The organism is Bradyrhizobium sp. Tv2a-2 (genome assembly GCF_000472425.1).
Lineage (GTDB): Bacteria > Pseudomonadota > Alphaproteobacteria > Rhizobiales > Xanthobacteraceae > Bradyrhizobium.
Genome location: NZ_AXAI01000001.1, coordinates 393061 through 417956 on the forward strand (window position 1 = coordinate 393061; position 24896 = coordinate 417956).

The window sequence follows — 24896 nt, forward strand, 5'->3', positions numbered from 1 at the left end:
CGGAAAAGCGTCTAGCGATTTTCCGAAACGATCATGCGCAATCGTAAACCTAAAGCGCGATGACGAACCCACCCAATCTCATCGCGCTTTAGCGCTTCCGCGGCTTTGCCGCCGCAACGCGTACCGACGGCGTCGCGTCGGCATAGCTGTCGAGGATATCGCTGAGCTCGAGGCTCTTCCGCGTCGAAGGCATGATGAGCGCGCGGTTCGCCACCGCTTCGAGATGGCTCTCCATGACCACGACCGCCGTGTCGACATCGCCTGCGACGAGCGCATCGATCACAGCGCGATGCTCGCTCACCGCACATTCGGAGGAATGCGGCCGGCTGTAGAGCGCCAGGATCAGGCCGCAGCGGGACGAGATTTCGCTGACATAGCGGGCGATCACGGGACTTCCCGTCATGTTGGCCAGCACAATGTGGAATTCCGTGGCAAGCCTGATCGACAATGGCTCGTTGGCGCCGCGCGCCCGCTCCTCCTCGGCGACATGCGCCTTCAATTGCGCGATCTGCTTCTGGTCCAGGCGACCGGCGAGCCGCGCCATCACCAGCCGCTCCAGGCCGAGGCGAATGTCGAAAATATCGCGAGCCTCTTCCCAGGCCGGCATCGCGACCACCGCGCCGCGGTTGCGCCGCAGCTCCACCAGCCCTTCGGCCGCGAGCTGGCCGAGCGCGTGCCGGACGATGGTGCGGCTGGCGCCGAAGCGCTCGCCGATCGCGTCTTCCGGCAGCTTGGCGCCAGGCGACAGCGCCTGCTCCATGATCGCGTGACGCAGCGCACGATAGATCTGGCCAGTGCGGTCGGCGGACGGCTTCGAGGTCTTCGCCATGGCGGCTACTTTGGGGACTGTGGGCGCTGGTAGTTTGCATCAGACAAGAGCAGGTGCGCCCCTTGCGTCAAGGGGGCGTGACTCCAGGGAGTCCGCGATCCCAGCCTGCGTGTCGCAGACACATCGTCAACAGAATCGACCCGAAGCGGACTTGAGCCCTGAGGGCTCGCCAGCCCCTTAGCGCACCTCTTTTGAGCTTACTACTATACTCATCGTTGACATTTAACACGGAACGCAACATTATCTACTATGTATCTAGTAGGAACGATTGGATGGACGTCCAGTTCACGGATCGAGAAATCGACGTCATGGAGGTGCTTTGGGAGCGCGGGCCGTCTCTTGTCGCGGAAGTTCGAGCGGCACTCAGAGACGAACTGGCGTACACGACCGTGCTAACGATCCTCCGGACGCTCGAAGGCAAGGGATATGTGAGCCGAGCGCCGGAGGGCCGTGGCCATCGATATTTCGCCGCCGTAAAGCAAACTGCCGCGCAAAAAAGTGCCCTGCGGTACCTGACACGCAAGCTATTCAAGGGATCGGCCGAATTACTCTTCGTCCATCTGGTTTCGGATCAGAGGCTCAGTGAAAAGCAGATCCGAAACATGCGCAAGCTTCTGGAAAGCAAGTCGGACACCAGGGAGACCTAGATGTTGTCCTGGATGCTTTATTCCTTTGTAGTGAGCTTGCTGATGGGCTTGGCCGCCCTCGCGCTCGAGCGGTCGGCGAGGATTCGACAAAGGCCGGCGCGTTGGCTGTGGGCCACGTGTATGGTTGCTTCTCTCGCGATCGTCTTCATCCCTTTCAAGGCGTCGGTGCAGATCCCGGAAGCGACGCGTGCCGATCGGGCGACATCTTCCGAAGTACTCCCGCCCCCGCCAACGACGGCAAGCGAACCGTCGCTGTTCGCGTTGCCTGTCATCGGCACCGATCAAATCCCGTTATCTGACGGAGTATCCACGCTACTGGACTGGGCCTGGCCTATGGCTTCCATTGCTCTTTCGCTGGTTATCCTCGCCGGTGTCGCCCATTTGTCGTGGAGCCGACGTCGTTGGGAACGTGGTCATATGGCCGGGACGGCCGTCTACATATCGGAGGACTGCGGCCCCGCCGTTGTTGGCTTTTTACGTCCCCGTATTGTCGTGCCGCGTTGGCTGACAAAATTACCTCCCGACGAGCAAGAATTGGTGATCGCGCATGAACAGTCTCATCTCGGCGCGTACGACACCCAACTGCTGACAATCGCCTTCTGCCTTCTCGCCTTCGTGCCTTGGAATCCCCTGCTCTGGTGGCAACTGCGGCGGCTCCGCTTGGCAATTGAAATCGATTGTGATGTCCGGGTCCTGAGCCTCGGCTACCCTGTTGCACGGTATAGCGAGACACTGATCACCGTCGGTGAAAGGCGGTCAGCAAGTTACTCCATGACAATGGCCAGCTACGGATCGAAATCTTTCCTGGAGCATAGGATCCAAAATATGCTGCGGAAGAAAACCAAGCACGCTCAGACGTGGGCGCTTGCCTTGGCCAGCCTCGGCGCTGGCTTCGCTGTTTGTGCGGCCGAAGTCGCTCCCCCTAAGGTCGACTTTATCGGCAAGTCTTCGTCCCAGGAAATATCCGTAGAACCTCAATTGCTCCGGGCCAATGGCCAGTCCGACGTCAGGGCCCTGCGTAGCCAAATTATCCAAATGCAGGCCGAGGGCATCGCCGACAAGCTTGCTCAGTTCATTAAGGAGATTCAGAACCAGGTCGGGTGGATCACGCAACTACCGACGACGGCAGGTTCTATCGATCAGCGTCGGTTCGACGCGCTGCGGCTTCTGCGCCAGGCTCCTCCCATCACCGAGCTGTCGCTACTCGATTCCCATGGCAAGGAATATCTCAAGGTATCGCGTCTGGCTCTGGACGTGGTTGGCAGCGGCACTGACTACTCGAAGGAAGCGAAATTCACCGAAACGGTCGCCAGAAAAATCTACTACGGCCCAGTTTATATGCGTCGCGAGTCGGAGCCTTACATGACTTTGGCGCTTGCCGGTGGGCGGAGCGACGCTGGCGTGAGCGTCGTCGAACTCAATCTCAAGTCAATGTGGGAGATCGTGCAACACACCAGGGTCGGCGATCGAGGCGTCGCCTATGTCGTTAATGCCGAGGGCCGTATCATCGCGCATCCGGATTTCGGCGTCGGCAAGTCTCTGCGGGATTTGTCATCCCTCGACCAGGTGCGGGAGGCGCGCACGACAGCTTCGATGGGGTCGGCCCGCATCGCCCGCGACATGAACAATCAAGAAGTTGTGGCAGCCTACGCGCGCGTTACGAGCACCGGCTGGCTGGTGTTTGTGGAGTTGCCGATCGAGGAGTGGACCAAATTCTAAAGGGAGCCAGGCCCGAATTGCTGCGGCGCATGAGTCCGTAATTGGCCTCAAGCGGCAGTTGAGGGATGTCTGCTATTCCGCCGCTGTCAGGGCATAAGCAGACATCCAGCGAACTGACCAAAGATGACGTGATTGACCCACAACAGACTCTGTCGCGCACCAAGAAAATCGGTGCTGCTCAGACCAATTTTGACCCCTTCCGCAAAGTTCTATTGAGCCTAGAATGCGGTCCCATCGATTTTGAGGGCGGGCATGAGGCGACGGCAATTTCTCAGAGGTTTTGCTGGGGCGGCGGCGTGGCCGCTGGCAGCTTCCGCGCAACTGACCGGGGGGCGATATCGCATTGCAATCTTGGCAACTGCGGCGTCACAAGTCTTTCTCGATGAACTTGGCGAAACTGGATTTGTGGAAGGCCACAACCTTGAGATTGATAGTCGCGGCATTGGCGTAGCCCCTGCTTCTTACGAAGAGGTCGCCGTTGAACTAACCAAAGCGCGGCCGGACGTACTCGTGGTATTCGGAGCCGACGGAGCACGCGCTGCACAAAAAGCTACTCAACGCATTCCAATCGTTGCGCTTGCAGATGACTTGCTCGGCAGCAAGCTCGTCGCCTCCATGTCTCATCCCGATGGCAACACAACCGGTGTCGCCATTTTCGCATTTCAGCTCGATGTAAAGCGGTTGGAGCTGTTACATGAGGCACTCCCCGCAGCTCGAAAAATAGCTGTATTTGCCGATCACGAGCCAATACGAAACATCGACGCTCTTGAAAGTGCTGCTCTAGCGTTCGGCATCGAGATCGTTCCGTACGCCGCACAGTCTGAGGGGGAAGTCATCCGGGCGGTAGATGCCATGAAGGCGACGTCGGTCGAGGCGGTCAATGTCTTGGCGTCACCTTTACTGGGGGGCTCACTTCGTTCGCTGATCCGTGACCGCTTCGATCTGAATCGCCTGCCAGCCATTTTGCAATGGCCTGAAGAGGTTGAGGCAGGCGGCCTGATTGCCTATGGTCCCCGTCTCAGCGCAGTTTTTCGTCAATGCGCTCGTCTGGTCGCGAAGCTCTTGCGAGGCGCCAAAGTGACGGAAGTACCTGTGGAACAGCCGACTGAACTCGTTCTGGCTATCAACCTTAAGACGGCCAGGGCACTTGGTGTGATCATTCCGCCAACGCTGCTCACTGGTGCGGACCGAGTGATCGACTGAGGTCTGGTGTTGGCCTATACCGACGAAATTCAGCGATCGTCCGCATGTCGGCTATCGCGCGGGAATAGCGGACATCTGGGGTACGGGCAAAAATGACGCGAATGGCCCCAGCGGACCTTGGCACCCCTTGCACAGCATCAAACCGCCTTCGACGAACTCGTCAGGGTGTCCACCCTTTGGTTCCGAGCAGAATGCCGTGATTTCGCCCCGCAACATCGAAGTCGTAGATTTTTGAGCATCGACCAATCGAGCCTGGTGCGCCCCTCGGTCAAAGATTCCGCATTCACCTTCTCGTAGACCTGAATTGCAAACAGAATTTGGCGATCAGGATACGCTTGGCCGACCCGCGCGATGATCTCTGTGATCTGAGGTTCGATACGGCGCAGATCAAGTCCCTCGACCTCATCGAGCGCGGCACCCCAAGGCGGCGCCACAAAGATGATGATCGCCTCACCGCGTGGCAGATGATGTTGATCCAACATGGACTCGTTGTCCGGCGTGATGTTGATCGAAGAACGGCCGTGTCCTGAAACGCACGGCGCTCCACAAAATCGGCTTCATCGCGGACCGGCTCGACCGCCAGGCCTGCAGGCGCGGCCACAATGCCAGCTCGCAATTCGGGCTGCCCGGCGGACGGCGACCCTCTGGTCAGCCGCCCGCCGGGTTATCCGAAACGCTGTCTTGGATCCCGGCCTCAGGCAAGCCGGCAAGCGCGCTCTAAACAGGTATCTGCCGTCCCGGCGGGAAACGTAGGCGTGACGGTTCGCCTCATCGGAAGCCCCGACAGAAGAACTGATACATTCTGCCCTACAGAAGCAACGGCTCGATGGACGACAACCTGCTGACCCCTTCCTTGCTTCGAGCAGCGCGCGCGCTGCCCGGATTAAGCCAGACCGAGCTGGGGCCGAAGGCGGGCGTGTCGCGGAAGGCAATCGCAACCTTCGAGACGGCCGCGCCCTCGGACCGGCTCGACCCGCGCCGCAAAGCCGTGCTGGATACACTGCGGCAATATCTCGAAGGCGAATGCGACATCGAGTTCACCTTCGCGAGCGACCGGACCGGCGCAGGCGTGCGGCTTCGCGCGAAGCCGCGATGAGCAGAAAACAGCGCCGCTGTGTTTCGACCCCGTTGAGTTCGAAGAGATGCCGTCGCGGGTACCCTAGAGTAACGCGGCTAGGCTAGAATGACGGCGCCGACGGGCATCCCGGGAACACGTTCCCCGTCACGGTCGGAGAAAGTGCTGGCAATACCATCGGAAAAAACGGCCGGCGCCGCTAATGGACGCCTGATCGAAGAGGTTATGCGACGAGTTCAATTTCGTCATTGGAAAACCATCCACGCGCTATCAATTGCTCGCGGGCACTCTTGGCGTTGTCGGAGTAATATACGATGGCAAGACTTTCCTTAGCGCGGCTGAATGTCACGTAAAACAAACGGCGCGTACGATCGATGGAAGTTTCTCTCCCCGCGGCCTCGTTTTCCAAGTCGCCTTTTGTCTTTGGCTTGATTCCCATAAGCTTGCCGTAACTGAACATAAATCCGCGAGCTTCTTCGTCGCTCATGACCACCATCACACGTGGAAATTCAAGTCCTTTTACTCCTTGATGTGTGTCGAATTGCGAGATTCCTCGCACGTAGTGATCGTATTTTTCAACTTGGTCAAAAGGTGCCTCAAGAGCGAGACGCCATGCGCCAGTTTCGGTTTTTGCGTCCTCCCCTTCCTCGTCATCGGCGGACGGCATGTCGCTCATCTCATCGTCAGAGGTAGAGAACGGGAGCAAAACGTCCGGGATCGTAAAGAGATCAGTTTCAGCGACATACTCCAGAACTGACCGTAAGGACGGTGAAGGCCCATCGAACAGCAACGTTCGCAGGCCATCACAAGCAGTCTTAGCCTGGTCGAGCAGCTGGCGCTGGTCCTGTCCCGCTGCCTGAAGCCGATCGCGATCGAGGATCGGTGAAGTTCTCCGAGCCGAAGCCGCAATAGCAAAGCGGTCATTTGCGGCCAGTGCTTTTGCCAAAGGCAGCAGTTCGCGGATTAAGAACCCGATGCCGCCTCCAGTGCCTTCAAGGAGGCTGGTCCGCATGCGATCAAAACCATACAAGGGTGCAAAAAATGCCTCAAAGCCGAAGCGCCGGGCTGACATCATATGCTCCAGCGCAAGCGTTTTTATCTTGTCGTTCCCAGCGGCCCAATTGTCGTCGCCGGTTACAATTGCCATCCGCTTCGCGACGTCTGCTTCGAGCTTGGAGGGATCGGTAACAGTCTCAGGCGTAAGAAATAGTCGGATGACCCCTGTCTTCGCGTCGCTCCGCGGACGCTGCTCCTGTCGGTCATCGTCTTCACGAACCTTGTTTATTAGAGTTACGACTCTGACCGGACAGCGATGGTTCACAATCTTTCGCGGACGGGCCCATCCGGCAGGGATTGCTTCGGCCAGCCGCTCTTTGCCGTCCGCATAGATTCGCTGCATCGTGTCGCCAAAGAGACCGAGGCAAAACGTGTCCACGTACCCGGACTGAACGTTGAGGATAGCCTCCATGAATGGCCGAGCCGTGTCCTGACTCTCGTCTATGAGCAGGATCGGAAAACGTGTCGTCACTAATTGACGCAAGCCGGGCTTCGTAGTTAGAAACTCCGACGTCATGGCGATCACCTCAGCATGATTGAGGGAATCGCGCGTCCGGTTGTCGCCTGTCGGACTGTAAACAAAGCGCTTGATACTATCGAGATTTGATAGGCGGCGCCGTTTGTTCTCGATCGCACGAGCTCTATCCGACGCCGCTTTCGACCCAGCCCGTCCCTTCAACTGTTGCTGCTCGAGTTCAGAAATGTCTTCCCTCAGATTGCCTGCAACCCACTTACGGATATCGTTGTCATAGCCGCTTATCAAAAACCAAGCGAATGCGTGGATTGTAGAGACTTGCACTCTCGGATCAAACTCAAGCCTTTGTTTGATTTCGTCGCAGGCCGCGTTCGTGTAGGTGATCACGCCAACCTTCTGGCCAGTCTTAGAAAGGACATTACCTTGATGTCGACAGACGTGCCGAATTGCTTCGACGAGGGAGCGCGTCTTTCCCGATCCGGCGCCGGCATAGAGGAAAAAGCTTTTGGGCGCTGATAGATTGAGGCAAACCCGAATAGTCGCGTCGGCATCCGCATCTATCTTGTCATCGTCGATCGCGTCCGTCATGCCTTCGCGCCCCCGTTTTCCGGAAGGATATCGACCTGTTTCTTTTCAAGTCGTGACTGAAGCCACGCGAGCCCTTCTGCAACGTAGGACGGCACCCTGATCGTATCGAAGTCTTTGGCATCAATTACTTCGAGTGCAAACTCCGCCTTTTTGCCGGTCCGAAGGGCATCGAACATACCTTTGCCGACGGCTCCGGCATCGCCACCCTTAAGAATCGCTTCGCGGAATTTTCGGACAAGCCCGCCGCCTTCCAGCTTTGCGAAGAACTCGATATTTTCGAAGGCGAGCGCATCCTCAAAAGTGTACGGCTGCGCGGTCTCGGCCTTCGACGCATCCAAAAGCTTCACTTGCACGGGAGTTTGATAGGCGGTGCGAACTGCAAAGAGCTGATCGTCTGAATTCTCCGATATCTTGGCCTTCTCATCGGCATCCATTAGCGCGTCGACATTCGGAAGCTTCGGCACCCATGTCTTCAACGTGTCATTGTTCGTCGTTTGGTCGGCTCCCCTTTGCGGCTGCGCCGAACTTCCAGTGGCATCCACCGAGTCCAGATCGGTAATGATGAGTGTTAACAGACCAAGACAGTCGATCAGCGGCTTTAGACGGTGGGCATGACTGCCGCCGATCTCCAACAGCGTTACGTAGCTCTGATTCAACCGCTCATAGTTGTTGCGGATTAAATTCGGCAACAGCATACGTTCGGCTGGTCCTTCGACCAGAATGGCCGCATCAGCGAAAAACAAATCGGCGTGGTGGGCTCGAAGATAACGCGTGACAAAGCGCTGAGTCTCGTTCTTCGTTCCAAAAACCTCTTGGAGGTTGATCACCATCGAAACCGGTATTCGCGCTGCCATGCCCGCGGGAAGGCGCCTGAAATAGCGGAGATTAGCGAACGGGATTTCGTGAGCGACGTGGCTTGAATGTGTGCTGACGATCGTCTTCGATGCCTTACCCACGCGCATCCAGGCATCCCGAAAGCTCATGAGCCGAAAGATCATCGAGATCAGGTTCTGGTAACCCAATCCGTTGTTGTTCTCGGGAAGGCGCAGCAGGGGCGTGACCTCCCCCCCGACACTGGTGACATCGACCATGAACGTGACGGCGGCCGCGTGATTTAGTCCGTCGATCGCTTTCAAGCGGGTCGAGACCTTCGGACGCGGATCGCTGACACCCGGATAGCCCATGCCCTCAACTTCTCGGAACGCTTCAGCGAAGCTCTCGGTCAAACGTTGATCAAATGCATCCTGTGCCGCCTCGATCGCTTGCAGGGCGCCGAGGTCTTTGGCGTCCGGGCCTTTGGCCGGATCAAGATGCTTTGAGTAGTAGCTGCGAAGCTGATCCGATAGTCGGCTTCCCGCCGGACCAGACGAAGCGCCGTCATCGTCGTCCTTCGCTGTCTCCTCGCCGAAGCCGCGCTGAGCCGGAATATCATGAACGCGAATCAGCCCTTTTAGCGGATCGCCATCTATGGGTAAGGATGAGGCCGTCAGTGGTTGGAGTTGAGCTTGAGACTTAACTGGTGACTTGAGCTGCGATGGGTCCAAAGTGTAAGCCCGAAGCGTGAAATGCCGCGTGAGGCGACGGCTCAGATAGTCGATCAAGGTCGACGGCCAGAGAGTAAGCTTTGGCGGCTGGGCGGGATCGACATTGCTCTCCGATTGCACTGCGGCCTGTTGTGCTGACGCAGTTTCCCTTAGGCTGTCAGCTTCGGCTACGGCCGCAAGGAAGTCCTTGTACAGAGCCGTAAGATCATCCGGCTCATAGCGTAAGCGGACACCGAGTGCTCCCCCCTCCCAATCGAGGGTCGGAATCATGTCGCGAACCCGATGCATTTCACCGGGGGCCACGTCGAGCCATAGGTCCAAAGTGGGCAGCAGAGACTCCCACGGCGTGGTATCCAGGCTAATGATTTCATTTGCCTCGTTGGCGCTGATCCAGCTTTGTCCGACGGCATCAATCGATGGCCAATGGCAGAGCGTAAGATCGTGAAGCTCGAAGGGGCAACGTTGGGGAACGAGAAGCCGCCGCAACGCCAGCATTGCGGAGGACTTACCGCTGTTGTTTGCGCCGACGAAGAGCGTTGTCGTCTCCGAGAGATCAACGCGAGTGGACAATAGCTTTCTGAAATTGGCGATTTCTACAAATTTGATATGCAAGGCGTGCCCCCCGGCAATTCTTCATCCTAGCTAGTCTACCCCCCTCGCACAACCTTTAGTAGATACCGGAGCGAAGCCCGCGTCTTAGCATCCAACGCGTGCCTCCGCTGTGGCGTTGAAGTTCTACTCGGAAGACCTCGCGCGTATAGGAAGGCCTGACCTGCAGTTGAAGTGCGATTGATTGACCGAGCTCCCCGGATGTATCAATGAGACATCCCTCGCGTCGAAACATCGATCGGCCAAGTGTGGGAAATCAAGGAGTTACGCTGGATTTGGTAGCGGGGGAGGGACTCGAACCCCCGACCCCAGGATTATGATTCCCGTGCTCTAACCAGCTGAGCTACCCCGCCACGGAGCGTTCGCCGAGGGCTGATGATGACGCCGGCAGCGCGAACGCGCGGCATATAAGGAGGTGGTCCGGCGCCTGTCAAGCAAGCCGAGCCGGCCGGCCAAGTCCCTGTGAGAACCGGCCTATTTCGGCTGGACGTTGGGGTTGCCGCCAGGGCTGCCGGGCGGCGGGATCACCGGAGTGTTGCCGGTCTCCGGCGTCGGCGCACGCATTTCCGGGTCGACGCCGGCTGGCGGGCACAAAACGCCGTTCGACTTTGCGAGCTTGTCGCCTAGCGCCTCATTGGCCTCGCCGACCGTCGTGCCCTCCGAGGCGTTCGGGCCGCGCGGTTTCATGGAAGAGCAGTCCGCCGGGCGTTGCGGTTCCGGAGCTGCGGTTTCGGCCATCGGCGTTGCCGGTGCCGGTGGGGCCTGCGCATGCACGGCGCCAAGCGCCGCCAGTATCGCAGAAAAAGTCAGGATGGATTTCATCTGCATGCAGGAAGAACGACGCTGACCGCGCGCCAGTTCCCAGCCCCACATCACGTTTTGCGGTAGCGGATTAGCGAGAAATGTCCCAACGGCGGCATCGGGCGGCGCTCGGCAAGGGTGACCCCACCGTGCCTGACCGCCCAGTCCACCAGACGCTGCCAGGGAAATTCAGGCCGCCAGCCGAGGCGTCGCGCGAGCGGCGCAAAGGCGAGTTCGGAGAGACGGCGGAGCCCACTCTCGGCACCGATGTGATTGACCAGAATCAGCTCGCCACCCGGCTTCAGAACACGGACGAAATCATCAAGCGTCGCCTCCGGGTCTGGCACCGCCGTGATGACATATTGAGCCACCACCGCATCGAACGAGCCGTCGCCGAAGGCGAGGTTCTTGGCGTCCATCACCGCCAGCGTCTCGACATTGGAAAGGCCGAGCGCGCGCACGCGGGCTTGCGCTTTGCGCAGCATCGGCTCGGAAATATCGACGCCGCAGATCCGCGTGGTGCGCGAATAATCCGACAGCGACAGCCCGGTGCCGACACCGACATCGAGAATGCGCCCGCCGATGCGATCGGCTTCCGCAATCGTCGATTGCCGGCCCTGATCGAAAACCTTGCCGAATACCAGATCATAGACCGGCGCCCAGCGCTCATAGGCCTTTTCGACCCCTGCGCGGTCGATATCCGCAGCCATCCTCTCAACGCCCCCGGAACGCTTCCTTAGCCGCGCATTGCATCGACCAGCGGCCGCGCCGACGATGACGCTGTGGTCCGCCTCGCCGCGCTCTGGATGAAGCCGCCGCCCAGCACCCGTGCCTGGCCCGATGTCGCATCGTAGAACACACAGGCCTGTCCGGGCGAGACGCCCTCTTCACCGGCCACCAGTTCGACCTCGTAGCGGCCGTCGCTGCCGCGCAGCCACGCCGGCTGCGGCGCGCGCGTCGAGCGCACCCGCACGAAAACCTCGAGCCCACCGGCAATCGCGCGGTCGATGTCGCCGTCGCCGATCCAGTTGACGTCGCGCAGCGTGATGCGATCCATCCGCAGGGCTTCGCGCGGACCGACCACCACGCGGTGGCTCGAAGCATCGAGCTTGATGACATAGAGCGGGCTGCCCGCCGCGATCCCGAGCCCCTTGCGCTGGCCGACGGTGAAATGCGCAATGCCCTGGTGGCGGCCGAGCACATTGCCATCGACGTCGACGATGTCGCCCGGATCCATCGCATTCGGCCGGAGCCGCGTGATGATATCTGTATAGCGCCCGGTCGGCACGAAGCAGATGTCCTGACTGTCGTGCTTGTCGGCGACCGCGAGGCCGAAGCGCCGCGCGAGATCGCGCGTCTCCTGCTTGGTCATGTCGCCGAGCGGAAAGCGCAAATATTGAAGCTGCTCGCGCGTGGTCGCGAACAGGAAATAGCTCTGGTCACGCTCAGCATCCGCCGCACAAACCAGCGCGCGCGCGCCGTCGGCGAGACGCCGCGAGGCGACATAATGACCGGTCGCAAGCGCCGACGCGCCGAGCTCGCGTGCGGTCTCGAGCAGGTCGCGAAACTTGATCGCGCGGTTGCATTCGATGCACGGTACCGGCGTCTCTCCGGACGCGTAGCTTTCGGCGAAGACGTCGATCACCGATTCCTTGAAGCGGTCCTCATAGTCCAGCACATAATGCGGGATCCCGATCCGCTCGGCGACGTTGCGCGCGTCGTGAATGTCCTGGCCGGCACAGCAGGCACCCTTGCGATGGGTGGCCGCACCATGGTCGTAAAGCTGCAGCGTGATGCCGACGACGTCGTAGCCCTCTGCCTTCAACAGCGCAGCCGTGGTCGATGAATCGACGCCGCCGGACATGGCGACGACGATCCTGGTGTCCTGCGGACGGCCTTCGAGGTCGAGACTGTTGAGCATGGGTCGCGGGTCACACTAGCGATCGGGGAAGGTGCGCTTGCCAAGCGGCCGGCCGCGATCAAAAAGCCAATTTGCGAATAAGGCCCATTTTAAAGGGTCGGGACCCCCCTTTGGCGGTTCCGAACAAGGGGCTTGAAACGGAAACGGCTGGGAGGCCTGTCTCTAATATAGGCCGTATCCCCGCGAGGCAATCACAGCTCGCAGACATTAGGGCAATTCTTGCCGGGCGGCAGAAAAGGCGGGGATGATGGTTTCAAGCCGCATCTCCAAGTACTTGAAATATCTGATTATTTTTTCTCAGGCCGACTGGCCCGCTCCTTGCTCACTTATGCCACGGAGCTTTTCGCGAGGAACTAGCCGTGGTCAGCGTTACGTTCGATACAGCAGCAAGCGCGCCGCTCACCGCGCAGACGAAACCAGTCCGTCCCGATCCGTCGACCTCGGTTGGCGCCGACAGCTTTGCCTCGCTGATCGACAGCACTTCGTCCGCCGACGCGTACAGCGCCCAAACTCCTGCCCCGCAACCGGCCGCGCCCCCGCAGGCTCCTGCGAGCACGCAACCGCAGTCCCAGACGAGCAGTTCAAGCAATTCAACCTCATCCGACACGCAAACCAGTTCCAATTCCGACAACGCCGCCACCTCCGGTCAGCAGAGCAATGCCGATGCCTCCGGCAGCAATCCGTCCGGCATCGGCAACACGGCCTCTTCGACCACGAAATCCGGAAGCGGCCAGACCGGTGACGGCAAGTCGACCGGCAAGTCGTCCAGCAAGTCCTCCGACGACACCACGGCGCAGACCGACGCTACCGCGCAAAATGCGACAGGTGCAGCGGCTCAGACGCCGACCCCGGTCGCGGCAGTCATCGTGAACACCAGCGCGACGAACAATTCTGCCACCTCCGCACAGGGCGGCGATTCGACCACGCCACTTGCGATCGCAACCACCGGCATCGCCACGAGCTCTTCGACTGTTGCTGCGCTGGTCGGCCAGGCCAACACCGCCGCGACGGGCGCCGGCACGCCGGCAACCGGCGCGGCGACAACGGCAAAGGGTCAGGCCCAGGGCACGGCGACCACAACGACCGGCGAGCAAGCCGCCGACAGCGACGCCGCGGAGACAGCCGAACTCGGCATCGCAGCCAATGGCGTCATGTCGTCGCAGCTCACCACCAAGGGCGCCGCATCCAAGGCAGCGGCGCAGGCGAAGACGTCCGCAGCTACGAGCACCGATCCCACCGCGGCAACGGCGACCACAGGATCGGGCACGGCCCAGCCGACCAACGGCAATGCCGCCGCGCAACCCGCAAGCGCAACCACGCAGGATGCCAATGCGGCGCTGGCAAATGCGGTGAACGGCGGCAAGCCGGATGGCTCGCCCTCGACCAACACCGCCTCGCCCGCTGCTCACGACCAGACCGCCCTTGCGGCGGCCACCACATCGCAAGCCACGACGCCCGATCCGAGCATGCAGGCCGCAGCGTTGCCGCAGCAGATCTCGGCGGCCACCCAGGCGGCCGCGACCACGCCGACCGTCGCCGTCGCAACCGCCGGCGTAGCCGTGCCGTTGAGCGGATTGGCGGTCGAGATCGCGGCCTCCGCGCAGAGCGGCAAGACGCGCTTCGAGGTGCGGCTCGATCCGGCCGATCTTGGCCGCATCGACGTCCGTATCGACGTCAGCCGCAGCGGCCAGGTCACCTCGCATCTGATCGTGGAGAAGCCGGAAACGCTGTCCATGCTGAAGCAGGACGCGCCGCAGCTGCAGCAGGCCCTCAACAATGCCGGCCTGAAGACCGACAGCGGCGGCCTGCAGTTCAGCCTGCGCGACCAGTCTTCGTCCGGCCAGAACAACGGCAACCAGACGTCAGGCAATGCGCAGCAGCTGATCATCAACGACGAGACAAACATGCCTGCCGCGGTCGCGGGCCAATCATACGGCCGCATGCTCGGATCGAGCGGCGGCGTCGACATCAGGGTTTGAGGAGAGAGACATGGCGACGCCTGGCGCAGCAACCAACGCAAGCCCGATCGTTTCGGGTACCACGCCCCAATCCTCCTCCTCATCATCCAGCTCGTCTGCATCCGACACCAACGCGCTGGCGTCGCAGCAGATCGCCGGCAACTTCCAGAGCTTCCTGCAGCTCCTGACGACGCAATTGCAGAATCAGAACCCGCTGGACCCGCTGGATACCAACCAGTTCACCCAGCAGCTCGTCGAGTTCGCCGGCGTTCAGCAGCAGTTGAACACCAACTCCTCGCTCGCGACGCTGGTGTCGCTGCAGCAGACCGCGCAATCGACGCAGGCGCTGGGCTTCGTCGGCAAGACGGCATTGGTCAGCGGCTCGATCTCGACATTGAACGGCAGCAGCTCGCCGGCGACCTGGGATCTCGACGTCCCCAGCAATTGCAACGTGACCCTCACGGTCTCCAACAGTGCCGGCCAGACCGTCTTCACCGGCACTGTCCCGGCGAGCGCGGGCAACAGTCAGCCCTTCCAATGGAACGGCACGGGCAATGACGGTACGCAGTGGCCCGACGGCCAGTACAAGCTGACCGCCACCGCGGTCGACAGCTCCGGCAACTCGGTCGCGATCAATACCAATACCGAGGGCGTCGTCACCTCGGTCGATCTCACCCAAACGCCGCCGATGCTGACCATCAACGGCCAGACCTACACCGTCAATCAGATCAAGGGCATCTCGGGCTAGCGGCCGGCGGGCAGCAGGCGGCCAAGACGTTAACAGTTGGTTGATATTTTCCCGCACCGCGACCCCGATCGGGGCCCGAAATCGCGAAATCACGGTTCTGTCGAAGGAGAATCTCATTGAAGCCTTGGGCTTAGGCAAATTTTAAGCCGCTGAGCGTACGTTTGTAGCGTGAGTTCAGTGGTTGAGAGTTTGTGAGTACGCCATGACAGAACCCCATCGCCCGAGGGTGAAATACGTCATCGGGCCCGACGGCAGCCCGCTGACCATTGCGGACCTGCCCGCGCCCGGGACCAAACGTTGGGTGATCCGCCGCAAGGCCGAAGTCGTTGCGGCCGTTCGCGGTGGCCTGCTCTCCCTCGAAGAGGCCTGCAGCCGCTACACCCTGACCGTCGACGAGTTCCTCTCCTGGCAGTTCTCGATCGATCAGCATGGCCTGGCCGGCCTTCGCACCACCCGCATTCAGCAATATCGCCAGTAAGCGGCGAGACTCATCGAATTTGAGAAAAATCGGCCTCGTCCTGCGAGGCCGATTTTTTTCATGTCCCAAGGAAAGCACGAGAAAGCCACGACCCTTAACCTTCGTTAACCAGATAGAAACCATAGCCTAGGCAATAATTGCCCAGTGGCTCGAATCTGCCATTCGCGGGGAGCCTCCGCGAAGGTGACGAGAGACGGCCACTGGCAATTGGAAGCTTCTGACGGAGCTTCGCCATTCGCGACAGGCCTCCAGCGCGGAGACCGCTCGAATGTCGATCCGCTCCAGCAGTCGACAGGTAACTGGGGCGGGTGGGTTTTGAAGGGTCTGGTAGACTTCCTTAAAGGTCTGGGTGCTGCGCGTTTGATGGCGATGATTGCGGTGACTGCCGCGCTCATCGGCTTCTTCGCGTTCGTCATCATGCGCGTCACGACACCGCAGATGACCACTCTTTTCACCGATCTGAGCCTGGAGGACTCCTCCAGCATCATCAAGGATCTGGAACGCCAGGGCGTCCCATACGAATTGCGCAACGAAGGCAGCGTCATCCTGGTCCCCAAGGACAAGGTGACCCGGCTGCGCATGAAGCTCGCCGAAGGCGGGCTGCCCAAGGGCGGCGGCGTCGGCTACGAGATCTTCGACAAGTCGGACGCGCTCGGCACCACGAGCTTTGTCCAGAACATCAACCATCTGCGGGCGCTCGAGGGCGAGTTGTCCCGCACCATCGCCTCCATCGACCGCATCCAGGCCGCGCGTGTGCACCTCGTGCTGCCGGAGCGGCCGCTGTTCTCGCGCGAGACGCCCGAGCCCTCGGCGTCGATCGTGGTGCGGGTGCGCGGCGCGCTGGAGCCGCAGCAGATCCGGGCCATCCGCCACCTCGTCGCCTCCTCCGTCTCCGGCCTGAAGCCGCAGCGAGTCTCGATCGTGGACGAATCGGGCCAGCTGCTCGCCGACGGCGCCTCCTCCGACGCCGACCAGCAGGTCGGTGACGAGCGGCGCGCGGCGTTCGAGAAAAGGATGCGCAAGCAGGTCGAGGACATCGTCTCCTCGGTGGTCGGCCAGGGCCGCGCCCGCGTCCAGCTCTCGGCGGATTTCGATTACAACAAGATCACCCAGACCTCCGACAAGTTCGATCCCGAGGGGCGCGTGCTGCGCTCGAGCCAGACCCGCGAAGAATCCGCGGCCACGACCGACAATAACGGCCAGGTCACCGTCAACAACGAGCTGCCCGGCGCCCAGCAGAACAACAACAACCAGCAGGCGACGCGCGACCAAAGCAAGAAGACCGAGGAGACCAACAATTACGAGATCTCCCGCACCACCAAGACCGAGGTGACCGAAGCCGGCCGGGTCAACCGCATCTCGGTCGCGGTCCTGGTCGACGGCAGCTACACCAAGGGCGAAAAGGGCGAGCTCATCTACAAGGAGCGCGCCAAGGACGAGCTGGACCGCATCGCTGCCCTGGTGCGCTCGGCGATCGGCTTCGACCAGAAGCGCGGCGACCAGGTCGAGGTCGTCAACCTGAAATTCGCTGAAGGCCCCGCTATCACCCCGATCGAGCAGCCGACCGGCATCCTTGGCATGCTGCAGTTCACCAAGGATGACGTCATGTATGTCATCGAGCTCGGCGTCATGATGGTGCTCGGTCTCGTGGTGCTGTTCATGGTGGTGCGGCCGCTGGTCAAGCGCATCCTCGCCTCCGAAGAGATGGCAGCACTTGTCGCGCCCGCCCCGGCGCTGCCGGAGCCCGCCGCTGCCGCTTCCACGCCCGCGACGGGGCAGGCCTTGATCCCCGGCGGTCCCGGAACCGCCCAGCTGCTCGATGTCGCCCAAGTGCAGGGCCAGGTGCACGCCCAGTCCGTGCATCGCGTGGGCGAGCTGGCCGACCGCAATCCCAACGAAACCGTCGCCATTGTCCGTCAATGGCTCAGCGAACCGGCCGAGTGATTTCCCATGAGCGTCCCGCAGACCGCAAACTCCAACGACATCACCAGCGTCATCGCGAACCTCGCGCAGCGCCAGAGCGGCAAGCCGAAGGCAAAGATTCCCGGGCCCAAGCGCGCGGCGATGCTGATGCTGGCGCTCGGCGAGCAATATGGCGGCAGGATCTGGCAGCTGCTCGATGATGACGAGGTGCGCGAGCTGTCGATGGAAATGTCGACGCTGGGCACGGTCGAGGCCGACACCGTTGAGAACATGCTCCTGGAATTCGTCTCGCGCATGTCTGCTTCCGGCGCGCTGATGGGCAATTTCGACGCCACGGAGCGCCTGCTGCAGCAATACCTGCCGTCCGACCGCGTCTCCGGCATCATGGACGAGATCCGCGGCCCTGCCGGGCGGAACATGTGGGAGAAGCTCTCCAACGTCCAGGAAGAGGTGCTGGCCAACTATCTGAAGAACGAATATCCGCAAACGATCGCCGTGGTGCTGTCGAAGCTGAAGCCGGAGCATGCAGCGCGCGTGCTCGCCATTCTCCCTGAGGACATGGCGCTCGACGTGGTCGGCCGCATGCTGAAGATGGAGGCCGTGCAGAAAGAGGTGATCGAGCGAGTCGAGCAGACGCTGCGGGTGGAGTTCATGTCCAACCTGTCGCAGACCCGCCGCCGCGACGCCCATGAGGTGATGGCGGAAATCTTCAACAATTTCGACCGCCAGACCGAGACCCGCTTCATCACCGCACTGGAAGACGAAAACCGGGAGTCCGCCGAGCGCATCAAGGCGTTGATGTTCACCTTCGACGACCTGATCAAGCTCGACTCGGGGTCGGCGCAGACGTTGATGCGCAACGTCGACAAGGACAAGCTCGGCGTCGCACTCAAGAGCGCCAACGAAGAGGTCCGCAACTTCTTCTTCGGCAACATGTCCTCGCGCGCCGCCAAGATGCTGCAGGACGACATGGGCGCGATGGGGCCGGTGCGGCTGCGCGACGTCGACGAGGCGCAGGCCCTGCTCGTCAACCTCGCCAAGGATCTCGCCGCCAAGGGCGAGATCATGCTGACCAAAAATCGCGCCGACGACGAGCTGGTGTACTGATGGCAGCACCCGCGAAATTCCTGTTCGACACCGACTTCTCCGCCCCCGACCGGCGCGAGCGCGCCGCGAGCGCCGCCGAGGTTGCGCAAAAGGTCGCAGCGGCGGAAGCCCGCGCCCATCGCGACGGCTTCGAGGCGGGACAGCGCGAGGCCAAGGCCGAGAGCGACCGCCGCTCGGCGCTGGCGCTGGAAGAGGTCAAGATCAGCCTGCAAGGGCTTGCCAAGGACTTTGCCGGCATCGAGCGGCGGATGGAGACCGAAGCCGTCGACGTCGCGATCGCGGTCGCCCGCAAGCTCTGCAGCGAACTGATCGCGGCCGAGCCGCTTGCCGAGATCGAGGGACTGGTGCGCGACTGTTTCTCGCATCTCGTCTCGACCCCGCATCTGGTCGTCCGCATCAATGACGGCCTCTACGAATCCGCCCATGAGCGGATCGAGAAGATGGCCAAGCAAAGCGGCTTCCAGGGACGGCTCGTCATTCTCGCCGAGCCCGAGATCGCGACCGGCGACTGCCGGATCGAATGGGCCGACGGCGGCGTCGTGCTGGAGCGCGGCGCCATCGACGCCAAGATCAGTGAACTTGTCGGGCGCCATGTCGCGTCCAGGAAATAGCAGGAGGCGGATTAGAAAATGAGCGACACCGACACCCAGGTCCCCCTCCCCGACCTCAACGCGGCGGATGCGCCGCCAACCAGCGACATCGCCTACAGCGAGGACGAACAGGCCGCCCGCATTGCCGCCGATCTCGAGGCCGTCTTCGACGTGCCGGTGCAGGTTTCGGCCGTGCTCGGCCGCTCCAAGATGGAGGTCGGCGATCTCCTGAAGCTCGGGCCCGGCACCGTGCTCGAGCTCGACCGCCGCGTCGGCGAGGCGATCGATATCTATGTCAATAATCGCCTGGTGGCGCGCGGCGAGGTGGTGCTGGTGGAGGACAAGCTCGGCGTGACCATGACGGAAATCATCAACGCAGAACGCACGTAAGCGCAGCGGAGCACATTTGGGGTGGGGCAAATAACGGGACCCGCGTCGTGGACGACGCAAACAGACGTATAGGAGACTAACATGCGGCTTCTCATTGTTGGCACGTTGAAGGGCCAGCTCACGACCGCCACCAAGATCGCCATGGACAATGGCGCGACCGTCACCCACGCCGAGGACCATGAACTCGCGATGCGAGTCTTGCGCGGCGGCAAGGGCGCCGACCTCCTGCTGGTCGATGTCGGGCTCGACATCCGCGACCTCGTGATGCGGCTGGAGGTCGAGCACATCCATGTGCCGATCGTCGCCTGCGGCATCACCACCGACGCCCGCGCTGCGGTCGCGGCGATCCATGCCGGCGCCAAGGAATATATCCCGCTTCCGCCCGAGCCCGAGCTGATCGCGGCAATCCTCGCAGCGGTGGCCAACGATGCACGCGACCTCGTCTACCGCGACGATGCGATGGCGCGGGTGATCAAGCTCGCCCAGCAGATCGCCGGCTCCGAGGCCTCGGTGATGATCACCGGCGAATCCGGCACGGGCAAGGAAGTGCTGGCGCGCTACGTGCATTCCCGCTCCGCCCGCGCCAAGCGCCCGTTCATCTCCATCAACTGCGCCGCGATCCCCGAGCATCTGCTGGAGTCCGAGCTGTTCGGCCATGAGAAGGGCGCCTTCACCGGCGCGGTCGCCCGCCGCATCGGCAAGTTCGAGGAAGCGACCGGCGGCACGCTCCTGCTCGACGAAATCTCCGAGATGGACGTGCGGCTGCAATCCAAGCTGTTGCGCGCCATCCAGGAGCGTGTGATCGACCGCGTCGGCGGCACGCGTCCGGTGCCGGTCGACATCCGCATCATCGCGACCTCCAACCGCAACCTGGCGGACGCCGTGCGCGAAGGCACCTTCCGCGAGGACTTGCTGTTCCGCCTCAATGTCGTGAATCTGAAGATCCCGCCGTTGCGGGAGCGTCCGGCCGACATCCTCGAGCTCGCCCAGCATTTTGCCAAGAAATATGCCGACGCCAACGGCGTGCCGGTGCGGCCGATCTCGGCCGAGGCACGGCGGGTGCTCACCGTCAACCGCTGGCAGGGCAACGTCCGCGAGCTCGAAAACACCATGCACCGCGCCGTCTTGATGGCGCTGGGCGACGAGATCGGACCTGACGCGATCCTCACCCCCGACGGCGACCGGCTCGACATCGCCAAGACGGCGCCGGCCGTGGCGCATGCCACGCTTGCCGCCGAGCAGGTGACGCGTGCGCTGGTGGGCCGCACGGTCGCCGACGTGGAGCGCGACCTGATCCTGGAAACGCTCAAGCACTGCCTCGGCAACCGCACCCATGCGGCCAATATCCTGGGCATCTCGATCCGCACACTGCGCAACAAGCTCAACGAATACGCCGACGTCGGGGTACCGATCCCGCCGCCGAACACGACAGGCGAATATCCGCGCATGCCGATGATGGGATAGCTGGATTCGGATCGAGTGTTGCGATGGCCGGGCTCGTCCCGGCCATTTTACCAACGGATCATGCCCGGCGGGCAAATCACTTGGTGATCCGCAATTGCCGCTCCACCTCACGAATAATCCGGTGCATCCGGATTGCGGAAGATGTGGATGGGGTCGCCGGGCTGCAGCGTGCGGCCTTTGAAGACGGCGTAGGCATAAAGCGCGAGGTAGAGGATCGCGAGCGTACCGATGACGTAGAGGGCGTATGTCGCGATGCGCTTCATGGTCTCCGCCTGGAGTTCATGGCGCGTTTTAGGGCGGAGCGGGGGAAAAGGCCAGGGCCGTTCACCTCTCCCCGGCGGGGAGCGGTGTAAGTCAAACCTTGCGTGCGCGCGCAGACGGCACGCTCACCTCCGCCAGCCGCGCGATATCCTCGTCGCGGTCGATGGCGAGATAGTCGCCGTGCCAATAGGCAAGCGCAGCGTCAGCCGGCTGCAGTTGCACCGCACGCACGCGGCCGATCACAATGCCATGGGAGTGGCGCTCGATGACCTCCTCGACTTCGCAATCGATTGCGGCCAGTGCGCCGACCAGTAGCGGCGCGCCCGACGGTCGCGCTGTCCACTCAGCTCCGGCAAATCGCTCGGCGCCCTTCAGCCCGCCTTTGCCGGAAAAGCGCTCAGCGACGTCACGCTGGTCGGCCGAGAGGATATTCACCCCGAAGACGCCATAGGTCTTGAGCAACGGCCATGAGGAGGCCGACCGATTGACGCTGACAATCAGCGAGGGCGGATCGACCGAAAGCGAGGACATCGAGGTCACGGTCATGCCGCTGACATCGTCGCCGCGCCCGACCGTGATGACGGTGACCGCGCCGACCAGATGACGCATCGCGTCGCGAAAACCGGCGGAGGAGACCTCACGGTCGAACTGGATGATCTCAGCGGGACTCATTGCTCTCTCACTAAATTGCCAGCTCCTCGCCACCCTTCAGGAGCTCCCGGAGGATCGCGCCTTCGAGCCGCGCGAGTTCCACCGAGCCGCGCTGCCGCGGGCGATGGAGCGTCACATCGATATCGTGCGCGATTTCTCCATTTTCAATCACCAGCACGCGGTCGGCCAGTGCCACTGTTTCAGAGACGTCATGCGTTACCAGAATGGCCGTAAAGCCCTGGTCGCGCCAGACCCGCTCCAGGAGCCGCTGCATCGAGATGCGGGTCAGTGCATCCAGCGCGCCGAGCGGCTCATCAAAAGCGAGCACTTTTGGGTGACCGACCAGTGCGCGGGCCAGTGCCACGCGCTGCTTTTGCCCGCCCGACAGCACGGACGGCCATTGCGAGCGCTTCTCGGCCAGACCGACCTCGGCAAGCGCTTCTTCCGCCCTGGCCCTGGCGTCGGCCGACTTGCGCGCGCGGCCAAGGCCAACCTCGACATTGTCAAGCACGCGGGCCCAGGGCAGCAGCCGCGGCTCCTGGAACATCACGCGGATGTCATCGGGCTTCGCAGCCTCGCCGAAGGAGATGGTCCCGCCATCGATCTTTTCGAGGCCGGCGATCAGCCGAAGCAGCGTGCTCTTGCCGCAGCCGCTGCGGCCGACAACGGCGACGAACTGGCCGGCTGGAATATGCAGATCGATGCCGCGCAGCACCTCGTGGTCGCCGAAGGATTTCTTGAGTCCGCGGATGGTCAAGCCGAGGCCGCGATGCGGTGCATCCGGCTGCCGGCGCAGCGCCCTCGCCTGCTCGACAAAATGGACGCTCTCGAGCGCTTCGGCGTCGGCACGGAAATGAAGGGCTTCCTGCATGGGGCGTCTCAATGTTTCTGGAAGGCGGGATGCCAGGCGAGCGTCAGCCGCTCCAGCAGGCGCGAGAAGCTGTCGGCGAGCTTGCCGAGCAGGGCGTAGATCAGGATCGAGAGCACGACGACGTCGATCTGCATGAACTCGCGCGCCTGCATCGCCATGTAGCCGAGGCCCGAGGACGCGGCGATGGTCTCCGCCACGATCAAGGTCAGCCACATGATGCCGAGCGCGAAACGCAAGCCGACAAAGATCGAGGGCAGCGCACCTGGGAAGATCACCCGGCTGAAGAGCTCGCGGTCGGACATGCCGTAGATGCGGCCCATCTCGATCAGCTGCGGATCGACGGTGCGGATGCCATGCAGCGTGTTGATATAGACGGGGAAGAACACGCCCAATGCGACCAGGAACAGTTTGGCGGTTTCGTCGATGCCGAACCAGAGGATGACGAGCGGGATCAGCGCCAGATGCGGCACGTTGCGCACCATCTGCAGCGTGGTGTCGCTGAGCTTGTTCGAAAGCTCCGACAGGCCGTTGGCGAGCCCAAAGGCAAAGCCGATGCTGCCGCCGATCAGAAAGCCGATGCCGGCGCGCCAGAAGCTGACCCACATGTTGATGAAGAGTTCACCGGAGCGCGCGAGCTTCCAGCCCGCCAGCGCCACATCGCTCGGCGCGGGCAGCACGCGCGCCGGCACCAGGCCGGCGCTGCAGGCGGCCTGCCAGAGCGCGAGGATCGCAAGCGGCACGATCCACTGCATGAGGCCGTCGGCCTTCGGCAGGCGGAGCGTGCGAACGCGCGGGAGGCTGTCGATCAGGCTCATGATTCAGCTACCTGCTTGGGCCGATCTTCGTTGGGCCGATATTCGTTGCCGATGGTCTCGCCGAACGGGCCGGTATTGACGCGCAGCCGTGTGACGTTGCCGCCCTCTTCCAGCTTCAAAAGCGGGAACACCAGCTCGGCAAAGCGATAGGCCTCTTCCAGATGCGGATAGCCCGACATGATAAAGGTATCGATGCCGATATCCTGGTACTCCCTGATCCGCGCCGCGACCGTCTCGGGGTCGCCGACCAGCGCGGTGCCGGCGCCGCCGCGCACGAGGCCTACGCCGGCCCAGAGATTGGGACTGATCTCGAGCTTGTCGCGCCGGCCGCCATGCAGCTGCGCCATGCGCTTCTGCCCGACCGAATCCATCCGCGAGAAGATCTTTTGTGCTGAGGCCACGGTTTCGTCGGTGACATGTTTGATCAGATCGTCGGCGGCGGTCCAGGCTTCCGCATTGGTCTCGCGCACGATTACGTGCAGGCGGATGCCGAAGGAAAGCTTGCGGCCGCGTTTTTCGGCAGCAGCCTTCACGCGCGCGACTTTCTCCGCGACCTGCGCCGGCGGCTCGCCCCAGGTCAGGTATTTATCGACGGTGTCGACAGCCACATCGACGCCGGCATCGGACGAACCGCCGAAATAGAGCGGTGGGCGCGGCGACTGCAGCGGACTGAACAACAGGCGGCCATCCTCGATGCGGATATGCTTGCCTTCGAAATTGACGGTCTTGCCCGCGAGCAGGTCGTTATAGACTTCGAGAAACTCGCGCGTGACCTCATAGCGCTCGTCATGCGACATGAAGATGCCGTCGCCCTTGTTCTCGACCGGGTCGCCCCCGGTGACGACATTGATCAGCAGCCGACCGTTGGAGATGCGGTCGAGCGTCGCGGTCATCCGCGCTGCGACGCTCGGCGATTGCAGACCGGGGCGCACCGCCACGAGATAGCGCAGCCGTTCCGTGAAGGGGGCGACGCTGGAGGCGACGACCCATGAGTCCTCGCAGCTCCGCCCGGTCGGCAACAGCACGCCGTAGTAGCCGAGTTGGTCAGCGGCCTGCGCGATCTGGCGCAGATAGTTGAAGTTGACCTCGCGGCCGCCGGCGGTGGTGCCGAGATAGCGGCCGTCACCGTGGGTCGGCAGGAACCAGAGAATGTTGGCGCTGGATTTCGGCATG

The 24896-nt window shown here is 62.1% G+C and carries 25 protein-coding genes and 1 tRNA gene; 13 read left to right on the plus strand and 13 right to left on the minus strand.

What is annotated here, in order from left to right:
- Positions 1 to 88: 88 nt before the first annotated feature.
- The gene (locus tag A3AI_RS0101860; RefSeq protein WP_024513941.1) at positions 89 to 829 is read right to left on the minus strand and encodes a GntR family transcriptional regulator; all 741 of its coding nucleotides are present in this window, start codon (positions 827 to 829) and stop codon (positions 89 to 91) included.
- A 272-nt stretch (positions 830 to 1101) separates the two neighbouring features.
- On the opposite strand from A3AI_RS0101860, the gene A3AI_RS0101865 reads away from it, so the two are divergent.
- From A3AI_RS0101865 to A3AI_RS0101875, 4 genes are all read left to right on the plus strand, one after another.
- Positions 1102 to 1476, plus strand: a complete 375-nt coding sequence (locus A3AI_RS0101865; RefSeq protein ID WP_024513942.1) for a BlaI/MecI/CopY family transcriptional regulator — start codon at positions 1102 to 1104, stop codon at positions 1474 to 1476.
- A gap of 417 nt (positions 1477 to 1893) precedes the next feature.
- Entirely contained in the window at positions 1894 to 3195 is a 1302-nt protein-coding gene (locus tag A3AI_RS45055) for a M56 family metallopeptidase (protein ID WP_502685723.1), read from the plus strand.
- A 65-nt stretch (positions 3196 to 3260) separates the two neighbouring features.
- Positions 3261 to 3581, plus strand: a complete 321-nt coding sequence (locus tag A3AI_RS49155; protein ID WP_245286806.1) for a hypothetical protein — start codon at positions 3261 to 3263, stop codon at positions 3579 to 3581.
- Positions 3547 to 4398 (plus strand): ABC transporter substrate-binding protein, encoded by an 852-nt coding sequence (locus tag A3AI_RS0101875; RefSeq protein ID WP_245286807.1) that lies wholly within the window; start codon positions 3547 to 3549, stop codon positions 4396 to 4398. The genes A3AI_RS49155 and A3AI_RS0101875 overlap by 35 nt, the downstream gene beginning before the upstream one ends.
- Before the next feature lie 137 nt (positions 4399 to 4535).
- On the opposite strand, the gene A3AI_RS0101880 is transcribed toward A3AI_RS0101875, so the two are convergent.
- Positions 4536 to 4880, minus strand: a complete 345-nt coding sequence (locus A3AI_RS0101880; protein WP_024513945.1) for a hypothetical protein — start codon at positions 4878 to 4880, stop codon at positions 4536 to 4538.
- Between the two features lie 344 nt (positions 4881 to 5224).
- Here A3AI_RS0101880 and A3AI_RS0101885 point away from each other — a divergent pair, with 344 nt between their 5' ends.
- Positions 5225 to 5494 carry a transcriptional regulator gene (locus A3AI_RS0101885; RefSeq protein WP_024513946.1) on the plus strand — a complete coding sequence of 90 codons (270 nt, stop codon included), beginning with the start codon at positions 5225 to 5227 and terminating at the stop codon, positions 5492 to 5494.
- 202 nt (positions 5495 to 5696) lie between these two features.
- On the opposite strand, the gene A3AI_RS0101890 is transcribed toward A3AI_RS0101885, so the two are convergent.
- The 6 genes from A3AI_RS0101890 to mnmA all read right to left on the minus strand — a co-directional run bounded on the left by A3AI_RS0101890 (position 5697) and on the right by mnmA (position 12467).
- A complete protein-coding gene (locus A3AI_RS0101890) occupies positions 5697 to 7592 on the minus strand; it encodes a UvrD-helicase domain-containing protein (RefSeq protein WP_024513947.1) in 1896 nt (631 codons plus the stop codon).
- Entirely contained in the window at positions 7589 to 9748 is a 2160-nt protein-coding gene (locus A3AI_RS0101895; RefSeq protein ID WP_024513948.1) for an AAA family ATPase, read from the minus strand. The genes A3AI_RS0101890 and A3AI_RS0101895 overlap by 4 nt, the downstream gene beginning before the upstream one ends.
- Before the next feature lie 273 nt (positions 9749 to 10021).
- Positions 10022 to 10098: transfer RNA gene (locus A3AI_RS0101900), tRNA-Met, on the minus strand.
- A 121-nt stretch (positions 10099 to 10219) separates the two neighbouring features.
- Positions 10220 to 10618 carry a hypothetical protein gene (locus A3AI_RS0101905; RefSeq protein ID WP_502685721.1) on the minus strand — a complete coding sequence of 133 codons (399 nt, stop codon included), beginning with the start codon at positions 10616 to 10618 and terminating at the stop codon, positions 10220 to 10222.
- The gene (locus A3AI_RS0101910; protein WP_024513950.1) at positions 10618 to 11256 is read right to left on the minus strand and encodes a class I SAM-dependent methyltransferase; all 639 of its coding nucleotides are present in this window, start codon (positions 11254 to 11256) and stop codon (positions 10618 to 10620) included. The genes A3AI_RS0101905 and A3AI_RS0101910 overlap by 1 nt, the downstream gene beginning before the upstream one ends.
- A gap of 26 nt (positions 11257 to 11282) precedes the next feature.
- Positions 11283 to 12467 carry a tRNA 2-thiouridine(34) synthase MnmA gene (mnmA, locus tag A3AI_RS0101915; protein WP_024513951.1) on the minus strand — a complete coding sequence of 395 codons (1185 nt, stop codon included), beginning with the start codon at positions 12465 to 12467 and terminating at the stop codon, positions 11283 to 11285.
- 359 nt (positions 12468 to 12826) lie between these two features.
- Between mnmA and A3AI_RS0101920 the strand changes: the two genes are divergently transcribed.
- The 8 genes from A3AI_RS0101920 to flbD all read left to right on the plus strand — a co-directional run bounded on the left by A3AI_RS0101920 (position 12827) and on the right by flbD (position 21125).
- Positions 12827 to 14446, plus strand: coding sequence for a flagellar hook-length control protein FliK (locus A3AI_RS0101920; RefSeq protein ID WP_024513952.1), 1620 nt, complete (start codon positions 12827 to 12829; stop codon positions 14444 to 14446).
- A 10-nt stretch (positions 14447 to 14456) separates the two neighbouring features.
- Positions 14457 to 15173 carry a flagellar hook assembly protein FlgD gene (locus tag A3AI_RS0101925; RefSeq protein WP_024513953.1) on the plus strand — a complete coding sequence of 239 codons (717 nt, stop codon included), beginning with the start codon at positions 14457 to 14459 and terminating at the stop codon, positions 15171 to 15173.
- Positions 15174 to 15375: 202 nt separating this feature from the next.
- Positions 15376 to 15651: a CtrA inhibitor SciP gene (sciP, locus tag A3AI_RS0101930; protein ID WP_002714638.1), complete on the plus strand. Its 276-nt coding sequence runs from the start codon at positions 15376 to 15378 to the stop codon at positions 15649 to 15651.
- 315 nt (positions 15652 to 15966) lie between these two features.
- Positions 15967 to 17595, plus strand: coding sequence for a flagellar basal-body MS-ring/collar protein FliF (gene fliF / locus A3AI_RS0101935; protein WP_024513954.1), 1629 nt, complete (start codon positions 15967 to 15969; stop codon positions 17593 to 17595).
- A gap of 6 nt (positions 17596 to 17601) precedes the next feature.
- Positions 17602 to 18681, plus strand: coding sequence for a flagellar motor switch protein FliG (gene fliG, locus A3AI_RS0101940; protein WP_024513955.1), 1080 nt, complete (start codon positions 17602 to 17604; stop codon positions 18679 to 18681).
- Entirely contained in the window at positions 18681 to 19292 is a 612-nt protein-coding gene (locus A3AI_RS0101945; RefSeq protein WP_024513956.1) for a FliH/SctL family protein, read from the plus strand. Before fliG ends, A3AI_RS0101945 begins: the two co-directional genes overlap by 1 nt.
- 18 nt (positions 19293 to 19310) lie before the next feature.
- On the plus strand, positions 19311 to 19661 hold the full coding sequence (gene fliN, locus A3AI_RS0101950) for a flagellar motor switch protein FliN (RefSeq protein WP_024513957.1): 351 nt from the start codon (positions 19311 to 19313) through the stop codon (positions 19659 to 19661).
- Between the two features lie 81 nt (positions 19662 to 19742).
- A complete protein-coding gene (flbD, locus tag A3AI_RS0101955) occupies positions 19743 to 21125 on the plus strand; it encodes a sigma-54-dependent transcriptional regulator FlbD (protein WP_024513958.1) in 1383 nt (460 codons plus the stop codon).
- A gap of 107 nt (positions 21126 to 21232) precedes the next feature.
- Here flbD and A3AI_RS48655 read toward each other — a convergent pair whose 3' ends face one another.
- The 5 genes from A3AI_RS48655 to ssuD all read right to left on the minus strand — a co-directional run bounded on the left by A3AI_RS48655 (position 21233) and on the right by ssuD (position 24895).
- Positions 21233 to 21388 carry a hypothetical protein gene (locus tag A3AI_RS48655; RefSeq protein ID WP_024513959.1) on the minus strand — a complete coding sequence of 52 codons (156 nt, stop codon included), beginning with the start codon at positions 21386 to 21388 and terminating at the stop codon, positions 21233 to 21235.
- 91 nt (positions 21389 to 21479) lie between these two features.
- Positions 21480 to 22058: a flavin reductase family protein gene (locus A3AI_RS0101965; protein ID WP_024513960.1), complete on the minus strand. Its 579-nt coding sequence runs from the start codon at positions 22056 to 22058 to the stop codon at positions 21480 to 21482.
- A 10-nt stretch (positions 22059 to 22068) separates the two neighbouring features.
- Positions 22069 to 22908 (minus strand): ATP-binding cassette domain-containing protein, encoded by an 840-nt coding sequence (locus A3AI_RS0101970; protein WP_024513961.1) that lies wholly within the window; start codon positions 22906 to 22908, stop codon positions 22069 to 22071.
- An 8-nt stretch (positions 22909 to 22916) separates the two neighbouring features.
- Complete coding sequence (gene ssuC, locus A3AI_RS0101975) at positions 22917 to 23723, minus strand: aliphatic sulfonate ABC transporter permease SsuC (RefSeq protein ID WP_024513962.1); 807 nt, start codon at positions 23721 to 23723, stop codon at positions 22917 to 22919.
- Positions 23720 to 24895 (minus strand): FMNH2-dependent alkanesulfonate monooxygenase, encoded by a 1176-nt coding sequence (gene ssuD / locus A3AI_RS0101980; protein ID WP_156927594.1) that lies wholly within the window; start codon positions 24893 to 24895, stop codon positions 23720 to 23722. Before ssuD ends, ssuC begins: the two co-directional genes overlap by 4 nt.
- Between the last annotated feature and the right edge of the window lies 1 nt (position 24896).